The organism is Sulfitobacter sp. TMED3 (genome assembly GCF_002167505.1).
Lineage (GTDB): Bacteria > Pseudomonadota > Alphaproteobacteria > Rhodobacterales > Rhodobacteraceae > Sulfitobacter > Sulfitobacter pontiacus.
The window spans coordinates 20,455-36,114 of sequence record NZ_NHBI01000021.1 but is presented as its reverse complement, the minus strand read 5'-3'; the positions used below and the strand labels follow the sequence as shown (position 1 = coordinate 36,114).

The window sequence follows — 15,660 nt, the reverse complement described above, 5'->3', positions numbered from 1 at the left end:
TGACCCGCCGCGTGCGCGAGATGTATTGGGATTGGGCGGCCTCTGACCGTGGCTGACCCCGCCCCCCGCCGTTCAACAGGAGGATGCTATGCGTAAATTTATGGTTGTGCTGGATGACAGCCGCGAATGCCTGAACGCCATGCGATTTGCCGCGATGCGGGCGTCCAACTCTGGCGGCGGGGTGGTGGTGCTGTCGGTCATCCCGCCTGACGAATTCAATCACTGGATCGGTGTGGCCGAGGTCATGCGCGAAGAAGCCCGCGAGCGGATCGAGGTGCATTTCGAGGTCTTCGCCAAATGGATGCGCGACCGGCTGAACGTGGAGCCCGCGCTGGTCATTCGCGAAGGTGTGATCGTGGACGAGATCATCAACCAGCTGGCCGATGACCCCGAAGTCGGCGTGCTGGTCCTTGGCGCGGGCACCGACAAGAAATCTGGCCCCGGCCCCTTGGTGACCCAGCTTTCCCGCAACGCAGGCTCGCTGCCGGTGCCGATCACCATCGTTCCCGGTGACATGAGCAAAGAACGGCTCGAGATGATCACCTGAGGCGGCACCGCAGGCCGTCGCAAACTTAGAATCGTTCCAAACCTTGACTTGCGCGCGTTCAGGTCGCATATCTGCATCAACCCTTTCAGGAGCATGTGATGTTTATTCAGACCGAATCCACGCCCAACCCCGCAACGTTGAAATTCCTGCCGGGTCAGACCGTGCTAGAGATGGGCACCGCCGATTTCCCCGCCCCCGAAGCCGCCAGCGCCTCGCCTTTGGCCACGCGTCTGTTCGCTGTCGAAGGCGTGACCGGCGTGTTCTTCGGCACCGATTTCGTGACCATCACCAAAGCTGACGGGATCGAATGGGACCACCTGAAACCCGCCCTGCTTGGCGCGATTATGGAGCATTTTCAATCCGGTCTTCCCGTGATGGAAACCGGCCATGACCACGCATCGGGCCATGCGGAGCATACGGGCGAAGACGGTGCGATCGTCGGCCAGATCAAGGAATTGCTGGACAGCCGCGTGCGCCCTGCCGTGGCACAGGACGGCGGTGACATCACCTTCCACGGGTTCGAGCGCGGCGTTGTCTATCTGCACATGCAAGGGGCCTGCGCGGGCTGCCCATCGTCCACATTGACGTTGAAAATGGGCATCGAGAACCTGCTGCGCCACTACATCCCCGAAGTAACCGAGGTACGCCCGGTTGCCTAAGACGCCTCTTCTCCTGGCGTTTGATACATCGGCCGCACATTGTGCGGCCGCTTTGCTGTCGGGCGACCAGATCATCGCCAGCGTCGAGGAACCGATGAACAAGGGTCAGGGCGAACGGCTGCTTGGCCTATGTGCCGAGGTGCTGGCCGGCGCAGATGTGGCCTATAGCGATCTGACAGCGATTGGCGTCGGCATCGGGCCGGGGAACTTCACCGGTATCCGCATCGCGGTCTCGGCCGCGCGCGGGCTCGCGCTTGGCCTTGGGGTGCCCGCGATAGGGATTTCGCATCTTCAGGCGCTGGCCTTCGGGCATGATGGCGTTGTCATCAGCAGCATCGATGCGCGGCAGGACAAGCTGTTCGTNCAGGTGTTCGGCACNATGGANGACCGCGNCCCTGTGATGTGTGGGNTGGATGATCTGCCTTCGGTGCCCTCGCGCGCCGATCCCGTCTGTGTNGGTCATCAGGCCGATATGATCGCAGCACTTTGNAACGGCACCGCCTTGCCCCCTCGTATGCCCGTGGCAGAGGCAACGGCACGCATTGCCGCCACGAAGCTTGGCACCCAGACCCCGCGCCCTGCCCCGCTGTATCTGCGCCCCGCCGATGCCGCCCCGGCCCGCGACACACCGCCCGCGATCTTTTCATGACGCCGCAGGATATGGCGCGGATTCACGCCGCCGCTTTCGTGCACGACCGTGCGTGGACGGCGCAAGAGATCGCCGATCTGCTGGCCTCCCCTTTCGTGACGTATCTGGCGGAACCGCAGGGCTTTGCCCTGACCCGCCTCATCGCGGGAGAGGCAGAGCTGCTGACCCTCGCCGTTGATCCCGCAGCCCAACGTCAGGGTATTGGCCGCCGCTTGCTGCACCGCTGGATGGACGGGCTTGAAGCGCAGGCCGACACCGCCTTCCTAGAGGTCGCCGCTGACAATACCGCTGCCATCGCGCTTTACACATCCGCAGGGTTTCACCAGACGGCCACACGTCGCGGGTATTATCAGCGTAAAGATGCGCCATCCGTTGATGCATTGATCCTTTCGCGTCAGTTTACGCACGGTTAATAGGCAATATCATCCCCAAGCGCTTGAGAATCCGGTTGACCCTACCCATGGGCTACGCAGTATCGTACATCTGATCGACGGAACCGGGCGCAAGCGCGGAACTGCGACCGGGCAAAGGCTTCGCGCTTGCGCCCCAACACAATAAACCGGGAGACACTCCATGACCCTTATGACCAAATTCCTCGGCGCTGCTGCGGCCACGGCTCTTAGTGCCGGTGCGGCTCTGGCCGAACCCGCCCTGATCTTCGACCTTGGCGGCAAATTCGACAAATCCTTCAACGAAGCCGCCTTTGCTGGCGCGCAACGCTGGGCCGAAGAGACCGGTGAAAGCTTCCGCGAGATCGAACTGCAGTCCGAAGCACAGCGTGAACAGGCGCTGCGCCGTTTCGCCGAAGCGGGCTCCAACCCTATCGTGATGACCGGCTTTGCCTTTGGTGATGCGCTTGGTCAGGTTGCNGGCGATTACCCTGATACCGATTTTGTCATCATCGACATGGTTGTCGACGCACCCAACGTCCGTTCCGTNGTCTTCAACGAACACGAAGGNTCCTATCTGGTCGGNATGATGGCGGCGATGGCCTCNGANTCCAACACTGTCGGNTTCATCGGCGGCATGGACATCCCCCTGATCCGCAAATTCGCCTGCGGCTACGCCCAAGGTGTTCTGGCCGTGAACCCCGACGCGACCGTGATCTCGAACATGACCGGTTCGACCCCTGCCGCATGGAACGACCCCGTAAAAGGGTCCGAACTGACCAAAGCGCAGATCAGCCAGGGTGCTGATGTTGTCTATGCAGCCGCGGGCGGCACAGGCGTTGGCGTTCTGCAAACCGCAGCGGACGAAGACATCCTGTCGATCGGCGTGGACAGCAACCAGAACCACCTGCACCCGGGCAAAGTCCTGACCTCGATGATCAAACGCGTGGACAACGCTGTGTTTGACGCGATGTCCGATGGNCCCGGCATGGAAAAAGGCTTTAACGTCATGGGCGTTGGCAACGAAGGCGTNGGCGTCGCGATTGACGAACACAACAAGGCACTGGTTACCGCTGAAATGCAGGCCGCTGTGGATGAAGCAGCAGCCAAGATCGCAGACGGGTCGCTTGAGGTACATGACTACATGTCCGACGACAGCTGCCCGAGCCTGAGCTTCTAAGCGTGAGCACTGCAACACATACGGAGCGGCAGGAAACTGCCGCTCCGGCGATCGAGCTGAAAGGCATCTCCAAGGCCTTTGGTCCGGTACAGGCCAATAAAGACATCTCTATCCGCGTCATGCCCGGCACGATCCATGGGATCATCGGGGAAAACGGCGCGGGCAAATCGACGCTGATGTCGATCCTTTACGGATTCTACAAAGCCGACAAAGGCGACATCTTTATCGCCGGTAAAAAGACCGACATCCCTGACAGCCAGGCCGCGATTGCTGCAGGCATCGGGATGGTGTTCCAGCACTTCAAACTGGTTGAAAATTTCACGGTCCTGGAAAACATCATNCTGGGTGCCGAAGACGGGCGGCTGTTGAAGCCATCACTGGCCAAGGCGCGCAAATCGCTGATGAAGCTGGCCGATGACTACGGNCTNAAGGTCGATCCCGACGCGCTGGTGCAAGACATCGGCGTCGGCATGCAGCAACGGGTGGAAATCCTNAAGGCGCTGTATCGTCAGGCCGATATCCTNATTCTGGATGAGCCCACGGGCGTGCTGACCCCAGCCGAGGCGGACCAGCTGTTCCGCATCCTCGGGCGTCTGCGNTCCGAAGGGAAGACGATCATCCTGATCACCCACAAGCTGCGCGAGATCATGGAGACGACGGACACCGTATCGGTCATGCGCCGCGGCGAGATGACCGCNACCGTCAAGACCGCCGANACCTCGCCCGCCGAACTGGCGGAGCTGATGGTCGGCCGCAAGGTACTGCTGCGTGTCGACAAGAAACCCGCGGCCCCCGGCCCGGTCATTCTGGATGTCGAAGGGCTGCGCGTCGTTGATGACAAGGGCGTCGAGCGTCTGCGCGGCATCGATCTGCAAGTTCGCGCGGGCGAAATCCTTGGGGTTGCAGGCGTGGCCGGCAATGGCCAGTCCGAACTGCTTGAGGTTCTGGGCGGATACCAGACCGGCAAGGGCAGCGTGCGCGTCAATGGCACGGCACTGGACCTGACCGGCAACAAATCCGACGGCCAATCCCGCCGCAACCACGGCATCGCCCATGTCCCCGAAGACCGCCAGCGCGAAGGTCTGATCATGGAGTATCAGGCGTGGGAAAACACCGCCTTCGGCTATCACAAAGACCCTGCCTACCGCAGCGGCATGTTGATGGATAACGCCGCGATCAAGGCCGACACCGTTGAAAAGATGGAACGTTTCGACGTGCGTCCGCCAAACCCCAAACTGGCGGCCAAGAACTTTTCCGGCGGGAACCAGCAAAAGATCGTTCTAGCGCGCGAGATCGAACGCAACCCCGACCTGCTGCTGATCGGCCANCCGACCCGTGGCGTGGATATCGGCGCGATCGAATTCATCCACGAACAGATCGTNGCCCTGCGCGATCAGGGCAAGGCGATCCTGCTGGTCTCGGTCGAGCTGGAAGAGATTCTNGCACTCAGCGACCGGGTGGCTGTCATGTTCGACGGTCAGGTCATGGGCATCCGCGACGCCAGCCAGACCGATGAAAAGGAACTGGGCTTGCTGATGGCGGGCATCACCGATACCGATGCGCCCCATTCCATCGAAGANATCGAAGACAATCTGGCCCATGCGGGCGGCGATCCGCATAAGGAAGTGTAACATGGACGTAATGCCAAAATGGGCCGAGGTCGTCCTCGTGCCTTTGATTTCGCTATTGCTGGCAGCGATCCTGTCGGCGCTGGTCATTCTGGGCATCGGGGAAGACCCCGTTGCGGCCGTCAAACTGATGGTGTCCGGCGCATTGGGCAGCACCTATGGCTGGGGCTATACGCTGTATTACGCCACGAACTTCATGTTCACCGGCCTTTGCGTTGCCATCGCCTTTCACGCGCGGCTNTTCAATATCGGTGGNGAAGGCCAGGCGATGCTGGGCGGTTTGGGCGTGGCGCTGGCCTGTCTGTATATCCCGTGGCCCCATTGGTCGCTGGCCCTGATCGGTGCNGCNGCGATGGCTGCCGTGTTCGGTGCCGCCTGGGCCGCGATCCCCGCGTTCCTGCAGGCCAAACGGGGCAGCCATATCGTGATCACCACGATCATGTTCAACTTTATTGCGGCGGCGGTGCTGAACTATATTCTGGTCAACATGCTGCGCCCCCAAGGCAGCATGGATCCCGCAACGGCGCGTTTTCCTGACGCGACCAAACTGCCGACGCTACATGATATCCTTGCCCCGCTGGGGATCGAGTTTTCCAAGGCCGCGCCCGCCAATATCTCGCTTCTGGTGGCAGTTGCGGCCTGTATCTTCCTGTGGGTGCTGATCTGGCGCACGCGGCTGGGGTATGAGATCCGCGCCTATGGCCATTCGGAATCGGCCGCGAAATACGCCGGTATCTCTCCGGTCAAGATCACGATGATCGCGATGATCATCTCGGGTGGTTTGGCGGGCATGATGGCGATCAACAACGTCATGGGCGAAGCCGAACGGCTGGTGCTGAACGCGACCGAAGGCGCGGGCTTTATCGGGATCGCTGTGGCGCTGATGGGCCGCAGCCACCCTTTGGGCGTTTTCCTTGCCGCGATCCTGTTCGGGTTCCTCTATCAGGGCGGTGCTGAACTGGCGCTCTGGACCTCGATCCCGCGCGAGCTGATCGTCGTCATTCAGGCGCTGGTGATCCTCTTTACCGGAGCGCTGGATAACATGGTGCGTATGCCGCTCGAGAAAATCTTTCTGGCGCTGCGCGCCGCACGGGCCCCCAAGCCCGAACGCAAACCGGTGGAGCCTGCTGAATAATGGATTATATCACGCTCATCCAACTGTTCGACAGCACCGTGCGCCTTGCCACACCGCTGCTGCTGGCCTGCCTTGCCGGTCTGTTTTCCGAACGCGCCGGTATTTTCGACATCGGCCTTGATGGCAAGATGCTGGCGGCGGCGTTCTTTTCGGCGGCCGTGGCGTCGCTGACGGGGAACGTCTGGCTGGGGTTGCTGGCCGGCATCGCCGCGTCGATGGCGCTGAGCCTGCTGCACGGGCTTGCCTCCATCACCTTCCGCGGCAACCAGCTGATTTCCGGCGTCGCGATCAACTTTCTTGCCGCCGGTCTGACGGTGCTGATCGCGCAGGACTGGTTCCAGCAAGGCGGTCGCACGCCGTCGCTGATCGGCGGGGCGCGGTTCAATCCGATCACCCTGCCCTTTGCCGATGACATCGCCCAGACCCCGATCATCGGCCCGCTCTATGCCGAGCTGATCTCGGGCCANTCGATCCTTGTCTACCTCGCNTTCCTCGCGGTNCCTGCGACATGGTGGCTGCTGTATCGGACNCGCTTTGGCCTGCGTCTGCGCGCTGTGGGCGAAAACCCCGCNGCGGTGGATACCGCAGGGGTTTCCGTNATCGGGCTGCGCTATGCCGCGGTGCTGATCTGTGGCGTGCTTTGNGGTATTGCCGGTGCCTACCTCAGCACGGCGCTGCAGGCCGGNTTCATCAAGGATATGTCCGCAGGCCGCGGCTATATCGCGCTGGCGGCACTGATCTTTGCCAAGTGGCGCCCGTGGTACGCGCTGTGGGCCACGCTGCTGTTCGGCCTGTTCGGCGCGCTGGAAACCCGCCCCGACGTGATCGAGGCATTGGTGAACTTCAAGGTTCAGGGNCAATTGCTGGCCGCNCTGCCCTATGTGATNACCGTGATCATCCTCGCGGGCTTTGTCGGCAAGGCGATCCCACCCCGTGCCGGNGGCGAGCCCTACGTCAAAGAGCGTTAACGNNCCCCGCGCCGTCGCAAATTGCGGCGGCGCAGCATCCACGATTGATTTCAACCTTTGGATCGGTCTAACTGCTTCTATGCAAATTTACCTGCCCATTGCCGAGCTGTCGGTCAACGCGTTTCTCCTTTTGGGGTTGGGCGGTATCGTGGGCGTTCTATCCGGCATGTTCGGCGTCGGGGGCGGATTTCTGATCACGCCGTTGCTTTTCTTTATCGGCATTCCCCCTGCGGTCGCTGTGGCNACNGGCGCGAACCAGATCGTTGCCTCNTCCTTCTCGGCGCTGCTGGTGCATCTGAAACGCAAGACGGTGGATCTGCGCATGGGCAGCGTGCTGCTGGCGGGCGGGCTGGTCGGGGCCGCGGCNGGNGTCACCATCTTCAACTACCTCAAATCGCTGGGTCAGGTCGATCTGCTGGTCAACCTGTGCTATGTCGTTTTCCTTGGCATCATCGGTGGGCTGATGCTGATTGAATCGCTGAATGCGATGTACAAGACCCGCAGCGGCAAACGCCCCCCGCGCAAGAAACACACGTGGATCCAGAAGCTGCCGTTCAAGATGCGCTTTCGGGTCACGGGGCTTTATATCTCGGTCATNCCACCGCTGCTGGTCGGGGCGTTTGTNGGGCTTTTGGCCGCGATCATGGGCGTGGGCGGCGGCTTTATCATGGTGCCGGCGATGATCTATCTGCTGGGGATGCCGACCAAGGTGGTTGTNGGGACNTCGNTGTTCCAGATCATCTTTGTCGCCGCGTTTACCACGATGCTNCACGCCACCACCAACTATACCGTCGACATCGTACTGGCCGTGCTGCTGNTGATCGGCGGGGTGATCGGCGCGCAGTTCGGGACCAGCCTTGGCACCAAGCTCAAGGCGGAACAGCTGCGGATCCTGCTTGCNCTTCTGGTGCTGGTCGTCTGCGGCAAGCTGGCGCTGGAACTGTTGCTGCAACCGGCAGAGCTTTATTCCGTCGGGTTCACNTCATGATCCGTCTGCGTGCCCTTTTGGTGGCAGCGCTGGCCTGCCTGTCTTTCTCCGCCACCGCGGANGAGGCGATTGTGCTGGGCCTGAACCAAAGCGAAGTCTCTATCTCCACCAATTTCAACGGGTCCGAGATCATCATCTTCGGGGCCGTCAAACGCGAGNCGCCNATCCCCGAAGGCCCCGAGCTTGAGGTCGTGGTNACNGTGTCCGGCCCGTCGGCCCCGGTCACGGTGCGGCGCAAGGAAAAGACCTTTGGCATCTGGGTGAACACCGCCGCCGTNGAGGTCGACCGTGCCCCCAGCTTCTATGCCGTCGCCACCAGTGGCCCCTTGCAGGACGTGCTGAACCGNACCGAGGACCTGCGCTATAAANTCTCTGTCCCGCGGGCGATCCGGTCGGTCGGTGCGCCGATGAATATCGAGGATTCCGCCGCCTTCTCGGACGCGCTTGTGCGCATCCGCAGCAAGGCGAACCAGTANCAACTGGACGAGNAAGGCGTGACCGTGGACGAACAGACCCTGTTCCGCGCGACGGTGCAGCTGCCCGCNTCCTTGATCGAGGGCGATTACAACACCCGCATTTTCCTGACCCGCAACGGGTCCGTCGTGGCGCAATACGGGACGTTGATCGACGTGCGCAAGGTCGGGCTGGAACGCTGGCTGTTCAACCTGTCGCGGGAAAANGCGCTGGTCTACGGGCTGCTGTCGCTGGCGATTGCCATCGCGGCGGGCTGGGGGGCCTCTAGCCTTTTTGCGGCGCTGCGCCGCTAGGCNGGNTCATCCGTCTGNGNCTCAAGGCTCAGCGGGGCGGCAGGGGCCGCGCGCAGATCATCCACCCGCAGCATTCCGGACGGTTTCGACAGGCGGTTNCGCACGACCCAGATCAACCGCTCTTGCGCGCGGGTGATCGCCACATAGGCCAGCCGCTTCCACAGCGGTTGCCCCGCCTCTGACCGGCCCATCCGCGCCGCTGCATAAAGGTCAGGCGCAAAGACCTGCACCGTGTCCCACTGGCTGCCCTGCGCCTTATGGATCGTCACCGCCGCCCCATGCAAAAACGTCGCTCCCATGCGCGCGGCAAAGGGGATAAAGGGTTCTTCCTCGTCCGGTTTTTCGATCTTCACGATCGACGCGGCAGAGATTTGCGGGTCTTCCGCGCCCATCACATGCAGGCGGCTAAAGCCCGGCTTGCGCCCTGCCCCCAGATAGACGACCTGCGCACCCTTGATCAGGCCGCGCGCTTCAAGATCGAGCCGTTTCTTGCGGTGTTTCAACGGCAGCTCGATCCCGTCGCAGATCAGCGGCTCCCCCTCCAGCAGCGCGTCTTCGGGCGCGCCATAGACCGACCGGAACGCGTTGATCAGCCGGATGCGCGTGGCATTGCGCCAGACCAGCACGGGCGACCGCGCCATCAAGTCCACTTCTACCCGCTGGCCCCAGACGACACGGTCGTCCTTCTTTGACGCGTCTTCGACCATACGCTCGAACTGTTCAAAGCTCAGGTCAGGGTCGGCAAGCGCATGGGCCAGATCAAGGATCGGGTTGTCGGCCTGCTGCCGGTGAATTCGGCTAAGGTTCAGCACCCGTTCCTTGGGCAGCTTTTCAAACACCATCGTGCCCGACTGCCCCACCGGGGCCAACTGCGCCGGATCGCCAAACAGCAGCAACGTCGGGAAGATCTCTTTCAGATCCTCGAACTGCTTGTCATCCAGCATCGAACTTTCATCAACAAACCCGATATCCAGCGGTTCCTCGCGACGCTTCCATCCGGTGATGAAATCGCTGCCGCGCAGACCCGCAGCGGCCAAGGCACCGGGAATGGATTTGTTGTTCTCGTAGAACGCGAAGGCGCGGTCCAGCGAGACTTCGTTCATCCCCTCGATCACCGGGCGTTCACCGCTGCCCGCCAGCCATTCCGCGATGCGTTCGTATTCGGGGTCATAGACAGGCGTATAGAGGATGCGGTGGATCGTCGTCGCGGGCACACCGCGCAGCCGCAGGACCGATGCCGCCTTGTTGGTGGGTGCCAGAATGGCAAGGGTGCGCTTGTCTTTCTTCTTGCGCTCGTAATCGCCGGAAACGATGTCGACGCCGGCATTTTCCAGCGCCTTGTACAGTTCTGCCAGCAGCAGTGTTTTGCCCGACCCCGCCTTGCCGGTTACCGCCAGCACTTGGTCCGCCCCACCCGCAGGGGGCATCAGCAGGTTGTCATCCAGATCGATGCCCGCATGGCGCAACATCTCGGTCACGCTGTCAAAGGCAGCCGCCTGATCGGCGGAATAGGTAAGGGCAGGTACTGTCATGGCGCGACCCTAATTCAGCGCGGCACCGGGGGCCAGATGGCATCGCCGCTATTCGCGCAATCAGCCCGTGCCAAACCGCCGCGTGATGCCAAATACGACAACACCCGCGCACCGATGGACTGGTGCGCGGGTGTCTGGTCAGTTGGTTGTCAACGCCCCCTGAACGGGGGCCACCGACTTATTTTTTCGCGTCCAGCGCGTCTTCGAGCGTGCGCAGGCCGGTCTTGGGCGATTGCACCAGTACCGACATGTTGCCCGGCTTGTGCTCGTTCGCCATCATCTTCATATGCGCGTCGGGCAGATCGGCCCAGGCGAACACTTCGGACATGCACGGATCAAGACGGCGCTCTACCATCAGTTTGTTGGCGGCCGACGCCTGCTTGAGGTGGGCAAAGTGGCTGCCCTGCAAACGCTTCTGGTGCATCCACATATAACGCACGTCGAAGGTCAGGTTGAAACCCGAAGTCCCCGCGCAGATCACGACCATGCCGCCCTTTTTGCAGACGAAGGTGGAAACAGGGAAGGTCGCCTCGCCGGGGTGTTCAAACACCATGTCGACGTTCACGCCCTTGCCTGTAATCTCCCAGATCGCGGCACCGAACTTGCGCGCCTCTTTGAACCAAGCCGCATATTCAGGCGTGTTCACGGTGGGCATCTGGCCCCAGCAGTTGAAGTCCTTGCGGTTCAGAACGCCCTTGGCGCCCAGATCCATCACAAAGTCACGCTTGGATTCGTCCGAGATCACGCCAATCGCATTCGCGCCAGCGGTGTTGATCAGCTGGATCGCATAGGACCCCAGACCGCCCGAGGCGCCCCAGACCAGAACGTTCTGGCCCGGTTTCAGGTCATGAGGCTCGTGGCCGAACAGCATCCGGTAGGCCGTGGCCAGCGTCAGCGTGTAGCACGCGGCCTCTTCCCATGTCAGGTGCTTGGGGCGTGGCATCAGCTGCTGCGCCTGCACGTTGGTGAACTGGGCGAAGGATCCGTCTGGGGTCTCGTAGCCCCAGATACGCTGGCTGGGGGAATACATCGGATCGCCGCCGTTGCACTCTTCATCGTCGCCGTCATCCTGGTTGCAATGGATCACGACTTCGTCGCCGACCTTCCAGCGTTTTACCTTGTCGCCAACCGCCCAGACGATGCCCGATGCGTCAGAGCCCGCAATGTGGAAGGGCTGCTTGTGGCCGTCGAAGGGGCTGATGGGTTTGCCCAAGGCAGCCCAGACACCGTTATAGTTCACACCCGCCGCCATCACGAGGACAAGCACCTCGTGACTGTCGAGCGTCGGCACGTCCACGACCTCTTCGAGCATCGCGGTATTGGGGTTCCCGTGGCGTTCCTTGCGGATGGTCCATGCGTACATCTGCTTTGGAACGTAGCCCATCGGCGGGATTTCCCCGATCTCGTAAAGGTCTTTTTCCGGTGCGTCGTATTGCGCGATATTCGTGTCCAAGGCCATGTCGGTCTCCACAGTCAGAATAGGTTTGTGCCGCAGTGCAGAATCGCGGCGTCTACTGGTGGAATATGACCCTTCGCGCAACAATGCAACACCATTTGACCTGTAATTGTAATTTTATGACTTTGCAGCCGCAGCAATTTCGGCAGTAGTTTCGCTTGTGTGACCTATCTGTCAAAGAAATGGGCGATAGAGTTGGCGTAGAAGCGCAAGGCGGGGCGTTGCCCGTCGACGGGGGCATAGCCACGATCCGACGCCGCGATCATCCCGCGCTGCACCAGATGATCGCGTGCTGTGGCGACATTGGCGGAGAAGTCCTGCGCCACAACCGAAGCCTCGTCAGAGGCCCGCGCGGCCATGCCTTGCATTTCCTGTTCGAGCGCGACGCCATCCAGCGGCTTTTCCGCCAGCAGCAGCACCCGCGCCAGCAAGGGCACGAACAGCAGCGGCATCTCGTGTTCGATCCGCCCCATCAGATCCTGCGCCAGCCCGTCCACATTCGGCGCGTCGCCATAGTCGCGCAAATGTACCGGCGTGCCGAACACGACCACAGCCTCGCCGAAGCGCAGGAATTTGCCGCGCATACGCAGCCAGATCTTGCGAACAATGAATTTCAAAATGACCGAGATTTGCGCATCGAACCGGCGGGTGCCTGCCGCGTCCGCAGCAATCAACACGCGGTCTTCCAGCACGCGGTCATAGTTGATCGCCACCGGCACAAAGACGACATCGCGGTCCTTCAACTCTGCCTCAAGCACATAGCCAAGCAGCCCCATCTTGGGCGGCATCAACTTGCCGTTCAGGCTCAACCCGCCCTCGGGGAAGATCGCCTGGGTCACCCCGCCTTCGGTCGCCATCTGCACATAGCGGGCCAAGACCTTGCGATACAGCGCACCGCGCGACTTGCGCCGGATGAAATACGCCCCCATCGACCGGATCAACCGGCTAAGCGGCCAGACACGCGCCCATTCCCCCACAGCATAGCTGAGCGCCGACGCCTCCCCCGCGAGGTAGGTCACCAGCACGTAGTCCATGTTGCTACGGTGGTTCATCACGAAGATGACCGTGGCGTCTGACGGGATAGCTTCGATCACCGCGTCGTTGCGCGATCCGGTGCGCACATCATACAGCGCATTCGCCAGAAACCGCGCCAGCCGGATGCCAAAGCTGAAATAAGCAAAGGCGCTAAAACTCGGGACGATCTCGCGGGCATAGCGGCGCGCCTGTTCGGAGGCGACGTTCTCGGGGATNCCTTCGGCGCGCGCGTGATCNACNATCGCCTGACTGATCTGCGGGTCATAGATCANCCGCTGGATCATATCGTGCCGNCGCGCCAGNTTGAACGGTTCAATCGGGCGGGTCAGCCGCGTGTTCAGCTGNGCGACAGCTTTCTCCAGCCGTCTGCGAAAGAACCACCGGACCGAGGGCAACANNAAATGGCTAAGCGCGGTCACAGCCGCGAACAGCAGGATCACCGCGAAAAGCCAGACGGGAAGTTCAATCGTTTGCGTCATCGCCCAACCCTTGCAGGACCCGCGCTGTCTGGGCAACATAAAACAGTCAACCACACATAGGGCACCCCTAGGCAAGGCACACGCGACCGTAACGCAGCGGCTTTCGCCCATGCCGCAATGCAGCGAATTGACAGCGCCTGATTATTTCACGTATCAATCGACCAGCGCAAGAATATTACCCATTCGATTCACGAAAGGCCGCCCCATGTCGCAACCGCAAAAAGACCGCCCCTGGCTGATCCGCACCTACGCCGGACACTCCACCGCCGAGGCATCCAATGCGCTGTATCGCGCGAACCTTTTGAAAGGGCAGACCGGCCTGTCGGTCGCCTTCGACCTGCCCACCCAGACCGGATATGACAGCGATCACATCCTGTCGCGCGGCGAAGTCGGCAAAGTGGGCGTGCCCGTGGCGCATNTGGGCGATATGCGCAGCCTGTTCAAGGATATCCCGCTTGAGCAGATGAACACCTCGATGACGATCAACGCCACCGCGCCGTGGCTGCTGGCGCTGTATATTGCTGTGGCCGAGGAACAGGGCGCGGATGTGTCCAAGCTGCAAGGCACCGTGCAGAACGACCTGATCAAGGAATACCTGTCGCGTGGCACCTATATCTGCCCGCCNGCCCCNTCNCTCAAGATGATCGCGGATGTGGCCGAGTATTGCTATACCAACGTGCCCAAGTGGAACCCNATGAACGTCTGTTCCTACCACCTGCAAGAGGCNGGTGCCACGCCCGAGCAAGAGCTGGCCTTTGCCCTTGCCACCGCCACCGCCGTACTGGACGCCCTGCGNCCCCGCGTCCCCGAAGAGGACTTCCCCATGCTGGTGGGGCGGATCTCTTTCTTTGTGAACGCGGGCATCCGCTTTGTCACCGAGATGTGCAAGATGCGCGCCTTTGGCGACCTGTGGGANGAAATCTGCCGCGACCGCTATGGCGTNGAAGACCCGAAATANCGCCGCTTCCGCTATGGGGTGCAGGTNAANTCNCTTGGNCTGACCGAACAGCANCCCGAAAACAACGTCTACCGCATCCTGATCGAGATGCTNGCGGTNACNCTGTCAAAGAACGCCCGCGCCCGCGCCGTGCAGCTGCCCGCGTGGAACGAAGCNCTNGGCCTGCCGCGCCCGTGGGACCAGCAATGGTCGATGCGGATGCAGCAGATCATGGCCTACGAGACCGACCTGNTGGAGTTNGACGACCTGTTCGANGGCAACCCNGCNGTGGACCGCAAGGTCGAAGCGCTGAAAGAGGGCGCACGGGCNGAACTGGCGAACCTTGACGATATGGGCGGCGCGATTTCGGCGATTGANTATATGAANTCNCGTNTGGTCGAAAGCAACGCNGACCGTCTGGGCCGNATCGANGCNGGCGAGACNATCGTNGTGGGCGTGAACAANTGGCAACAGGGCGAACCCTCGCCGCTGATGACGGGNGATGGCGGCATCANGGTCGTNGACCCCGCGGTCGAGGCCGACCAGATCAACCGTCTGAACGCATGGCGCGACAGCCGTGATCAGGCCGCCGTGGACAAGGCGCTGGCCGATCTGCGCGCCGCCGCNGCCGAAGGNCGCAANGTNATGGAGCCNTCNATCGCCGCCGCCAAGGCGGGGGTTACCACCGGCGAATGGGCCGAACAGATGCGCAGCGTGCACGGCGAATACCGTGGGCCAACAGGNGTTGCTTCGGGCCGGTCAAACAAGACCGAGGGGCTGGACGACCTGCGCGACGCCGTGGATGCCGTCAGNACNCGTCTGGGCCGCCGGNTGAGCTTNCTTGTCGGGAAACCGGGNNTNGACGGGCATTCGAACGGNGCNGAACAGATCGCCGTNCGCGCCCGCGATTGCGGCATGGAAATTGCCTATGAGGGTATTCGCCTGACGCCGTCGGAAATTGTTTCCGCCGCCGCTGAAGGAGAACATCACGTTGTCGGGCTTTCGATTCTTTCGGGATCNCATATTCCATTGGTCGAGGATTTAATGAAACAAATGCGCGCCGCCGGANTGGATCACATTCCCGTAATCGTNGGTGGTATTATTCCAGAAGAAGACGCCAAAAGATTGCGCGCNATGGGAGTCGCCCGCGTTTACACGCCGAAAGACTTTGAATTGAATACAATTATGGCAGACATCGTCACNCTCGCCGATCCCGAAACTGTGGCCGCCGAATAAATAGCGNCCANTTCAAAAACTCTTTGTTTGTTCATTCTTTTGGCGTAAAGCATTAATTGGCTTTTCGACAAAGGA

The 15,660-nt window shown here is 61.4% G+C and carries 14 protein-coding genes; 11 read left to right on the top strand and 3 right to left on the bottom strand.

Annotation, left to right across the window (positions count from 1 at the left end):
* Nucleotides 1-88 precede the first annotated feature (88 nt).
* The 10 genes from CBB63_RS06115 to CBB63_RS06070 all read left to right on the top strand — a co-directional run bounded on the left by CBB63_RS06115 (nucleotide 89) and on the right by CBB63_RS06070 (nucleotide 8,910).
* Nucleotides 89-547: a universal stress protein gene (locus CBB63_RS06115; protein WP_005851562.1), complete on the top strand. Its 459-nt coding sequence runs from the start codon at nucleotides 89-91 to the stop codon at nucleotides 545-547.
* 98 nt (nucleotides 548-645) lie between these two features.
* Nucleotides 646-1,206: a NifU family protein gene (locus CBB63_RS06110; protein ID WP_286698503.1), complete on the top strand. Its 561-nt coding sequence runs from the start codon at nucleotides 646-648 to the stop codon at nucleotides 1,204-1,206.
* Nucleotides 1,199-1,855, top strand: coding sequence for a tRNA (adenosine(37)-N6)-threonylcarbamoyltransferase complex dimerization subunit type 1 TsaB (gene tsaB / locus CBB63_RS06105; protein ID WP_286698502.1), 657 nt, complete (start codon nucleotides 1,199-1,201; stop codon nucleotides 1,853-1,855). The genes CBB63_RS06110 and tsaB overlap by 8 nt, the downstream gene beginning before the upstream one ends.
* Nucleotides 1,856-1,866: 11 nt before the next feature.
* Nucleotides 1,867-2,268 (top strand): GNAT family N-acetyltransferase, encoded by a 402-nt coding sequence (locus tag CBB63_RS06100; protein ID WP_286698501.1) that lies wholly within the window; start codon nucleotides 1,867-1,869, stop codon nucleotides 2,266-2,268.
* A gap of 160 nt (nucleotides 2,269-2,428) precedes the next feature.
* Nucleotides 2,429-3,424, top strand: coding sequence for a BMP family lipoprotein (locus tag CBB63_RS06095; protein WP_286698500.1), 996 nt, complete (start codon nucleotides 2,429-2,431; stop codon nucleotides 3,422-3,424).
* A 2-nt stretch (nucleotides 3,425-3,426) separates the two neighbouring features.
* Nucleotides 3,427-5,055, top strand: coding sequence for an ABC transporter ATP-binding protein (locus CBB63_RS06090; protein WP_286698499.1), 1,629 nt, complete (start codon nucleotides 3,427-3,429; stop codon nucleotides 5,053-5,055).
* Between the two features lies 1 nt (nucleotide 5,056).
* On the top strand, nucleotides 5,057-6,187 hold the full coding sequence (locus CBB63_RS06085) for an ABC transporter permease (RefSeq protein WP_005851551.1): 1,131 nt from the start codon (nucleotides 5,057-5,059) through the stop codon (nucleotides 6,185-6,187).
* A complete protein-coding gene (locus CBB63_RS06080; RefSeq protein ID WP_286698498.1) occupies nucleotides 6,187-7,155 on the top strand; it encodes an ABC transporter permease in 969 nt (322 codons plus the stop codon). Before CBB63_RS06085 ends, CBB63_RS06080 begins: the two co-directional genes overlap by 1 nt.
* A gap of 79 nt (nucleotides 7,156-7,234) precedes the next feature.
* Nucleotides 7,235-8,143: a sulfite exporter TauE/SafE family protein gene (locus CBB63_RS06075; RefSeq protein ID WP_286698497.1), complete on the top strand. Its 909-nt coding sequence runs from the start codon at nucleotides 7,235-7,237 to the stop codon at nucleotides 8,141-8,143.
* Nucleotides 8,140-8,910 (top strand): TIGR02186 family protein, encoded by a 771-nt coding sequence (locus tag CBB63_RS06070; RefSeq protein ID WP_286698496.1) that lies wholly within the window; start codon nucleotides 8,140-8,142, stop codon nucleotides 8,908-8,910. Before CBB63_RS06075 ends, CBB63_RS06070 begins: the two co-directional genes overlap by 4 nt.
* Here CBB63_RS06070 and CBB63_RS06065 read toward each other — a convergent pair.
* From CBB63_RS06065 to CBB63_RS06055, 3 genes are all read right to left on the bottom strand, one after another.
* A complete protein-coding gene (locus tag CBB63_RS06065) occupies nucleotides 8,907-10,442 on the bottom strand; it encodes an ATP-dependent DNA helicase (protein ID WP_286698495.1) in 1,536 nt (511 codons plus the stop codon). The genes CBB63_RS06070 and CBB63_RS06065 overlap by 4 nt on opposite strands.
* Nucleotides 10,443-10,620: 178 nt before the next feature.
* The gene (gene ccrA, locus CBB63_RS06060; RefSeq protein ID WP_286698494.1) at nucleotides 10,621-11,901 is read right to left on the bottom strand and encodes a crotonyl-CoA carboxylase/reductase; all 1,281 of its coding nucleotides are present in this window, start codon (nucleotides 11,899-11,901) and stop codon (nucleotides 10,621-10,623) included.
* Between the two features lie 164 nt (nucleotides 11,902-12,065).
* Nucleotides 12,066-13,412 carry a 1-acyl-sn-glycerol-3-phosphate acyltransferase gene (locus CBB63_RS06055; RefSeq protein ID WP_286698493.1) on the bottom strand — a complete coding sequence of 449 codons (1,347 nt, stop codon included), beginning with the start codon at nucleotides 13,410-13,412 and terminating at the stop codon, nucleotides 12,066-12,068.
* A 181-nt stretch (nucleotides 13,413-13,593) separates the two neighbouring features.
* Between CBB63_RS06055 and CBB63_RS06050 the strand changes: the two genes are divergently transcribed.
* A complete protein-coding gene (locus tag CBB63_RS06050; RefSeq protein WP_502695867.1) occupies nucleotides 13,594-15,585 on the top strand; it encodes a methylmalonyl-CoA mutase family protein in 1,992 nt (663 codons plus the stop codon).
* The last annotated feature ends 75 nt before the right edge of the window (nucleotides 15,586-15,660 follow it).

Coding starts and splice junctions, on each gene's coding strand:
- ccrA (WP_286698494.1), bottom strand. CDS start 11,901: ATGGCCTTGGACACGAATATCGCGCAATACGACGCACCGGAAAAAGAC.
- CBB63_RS06115 (WP_005851562.1), top strand. CDS start 89: ATGCGTAAATTTATGGTTGTGCTGGATGACAGCCGCGAATGCCTGAAC.
- CBB63_RS06110 (WP_286698503.1), top strand. CDS start 646: ATGTTTATTCAGACCGAATCCACGCCCAACCCCGCAACGTTGAAATTC.
- CBB63_RS06100 (WP_286698501.1), top strand. CDS start 1,867: ATGGCGCGGATTCACGCCGCCGCTTTCGTGCACGACCGTGCGTGGACG.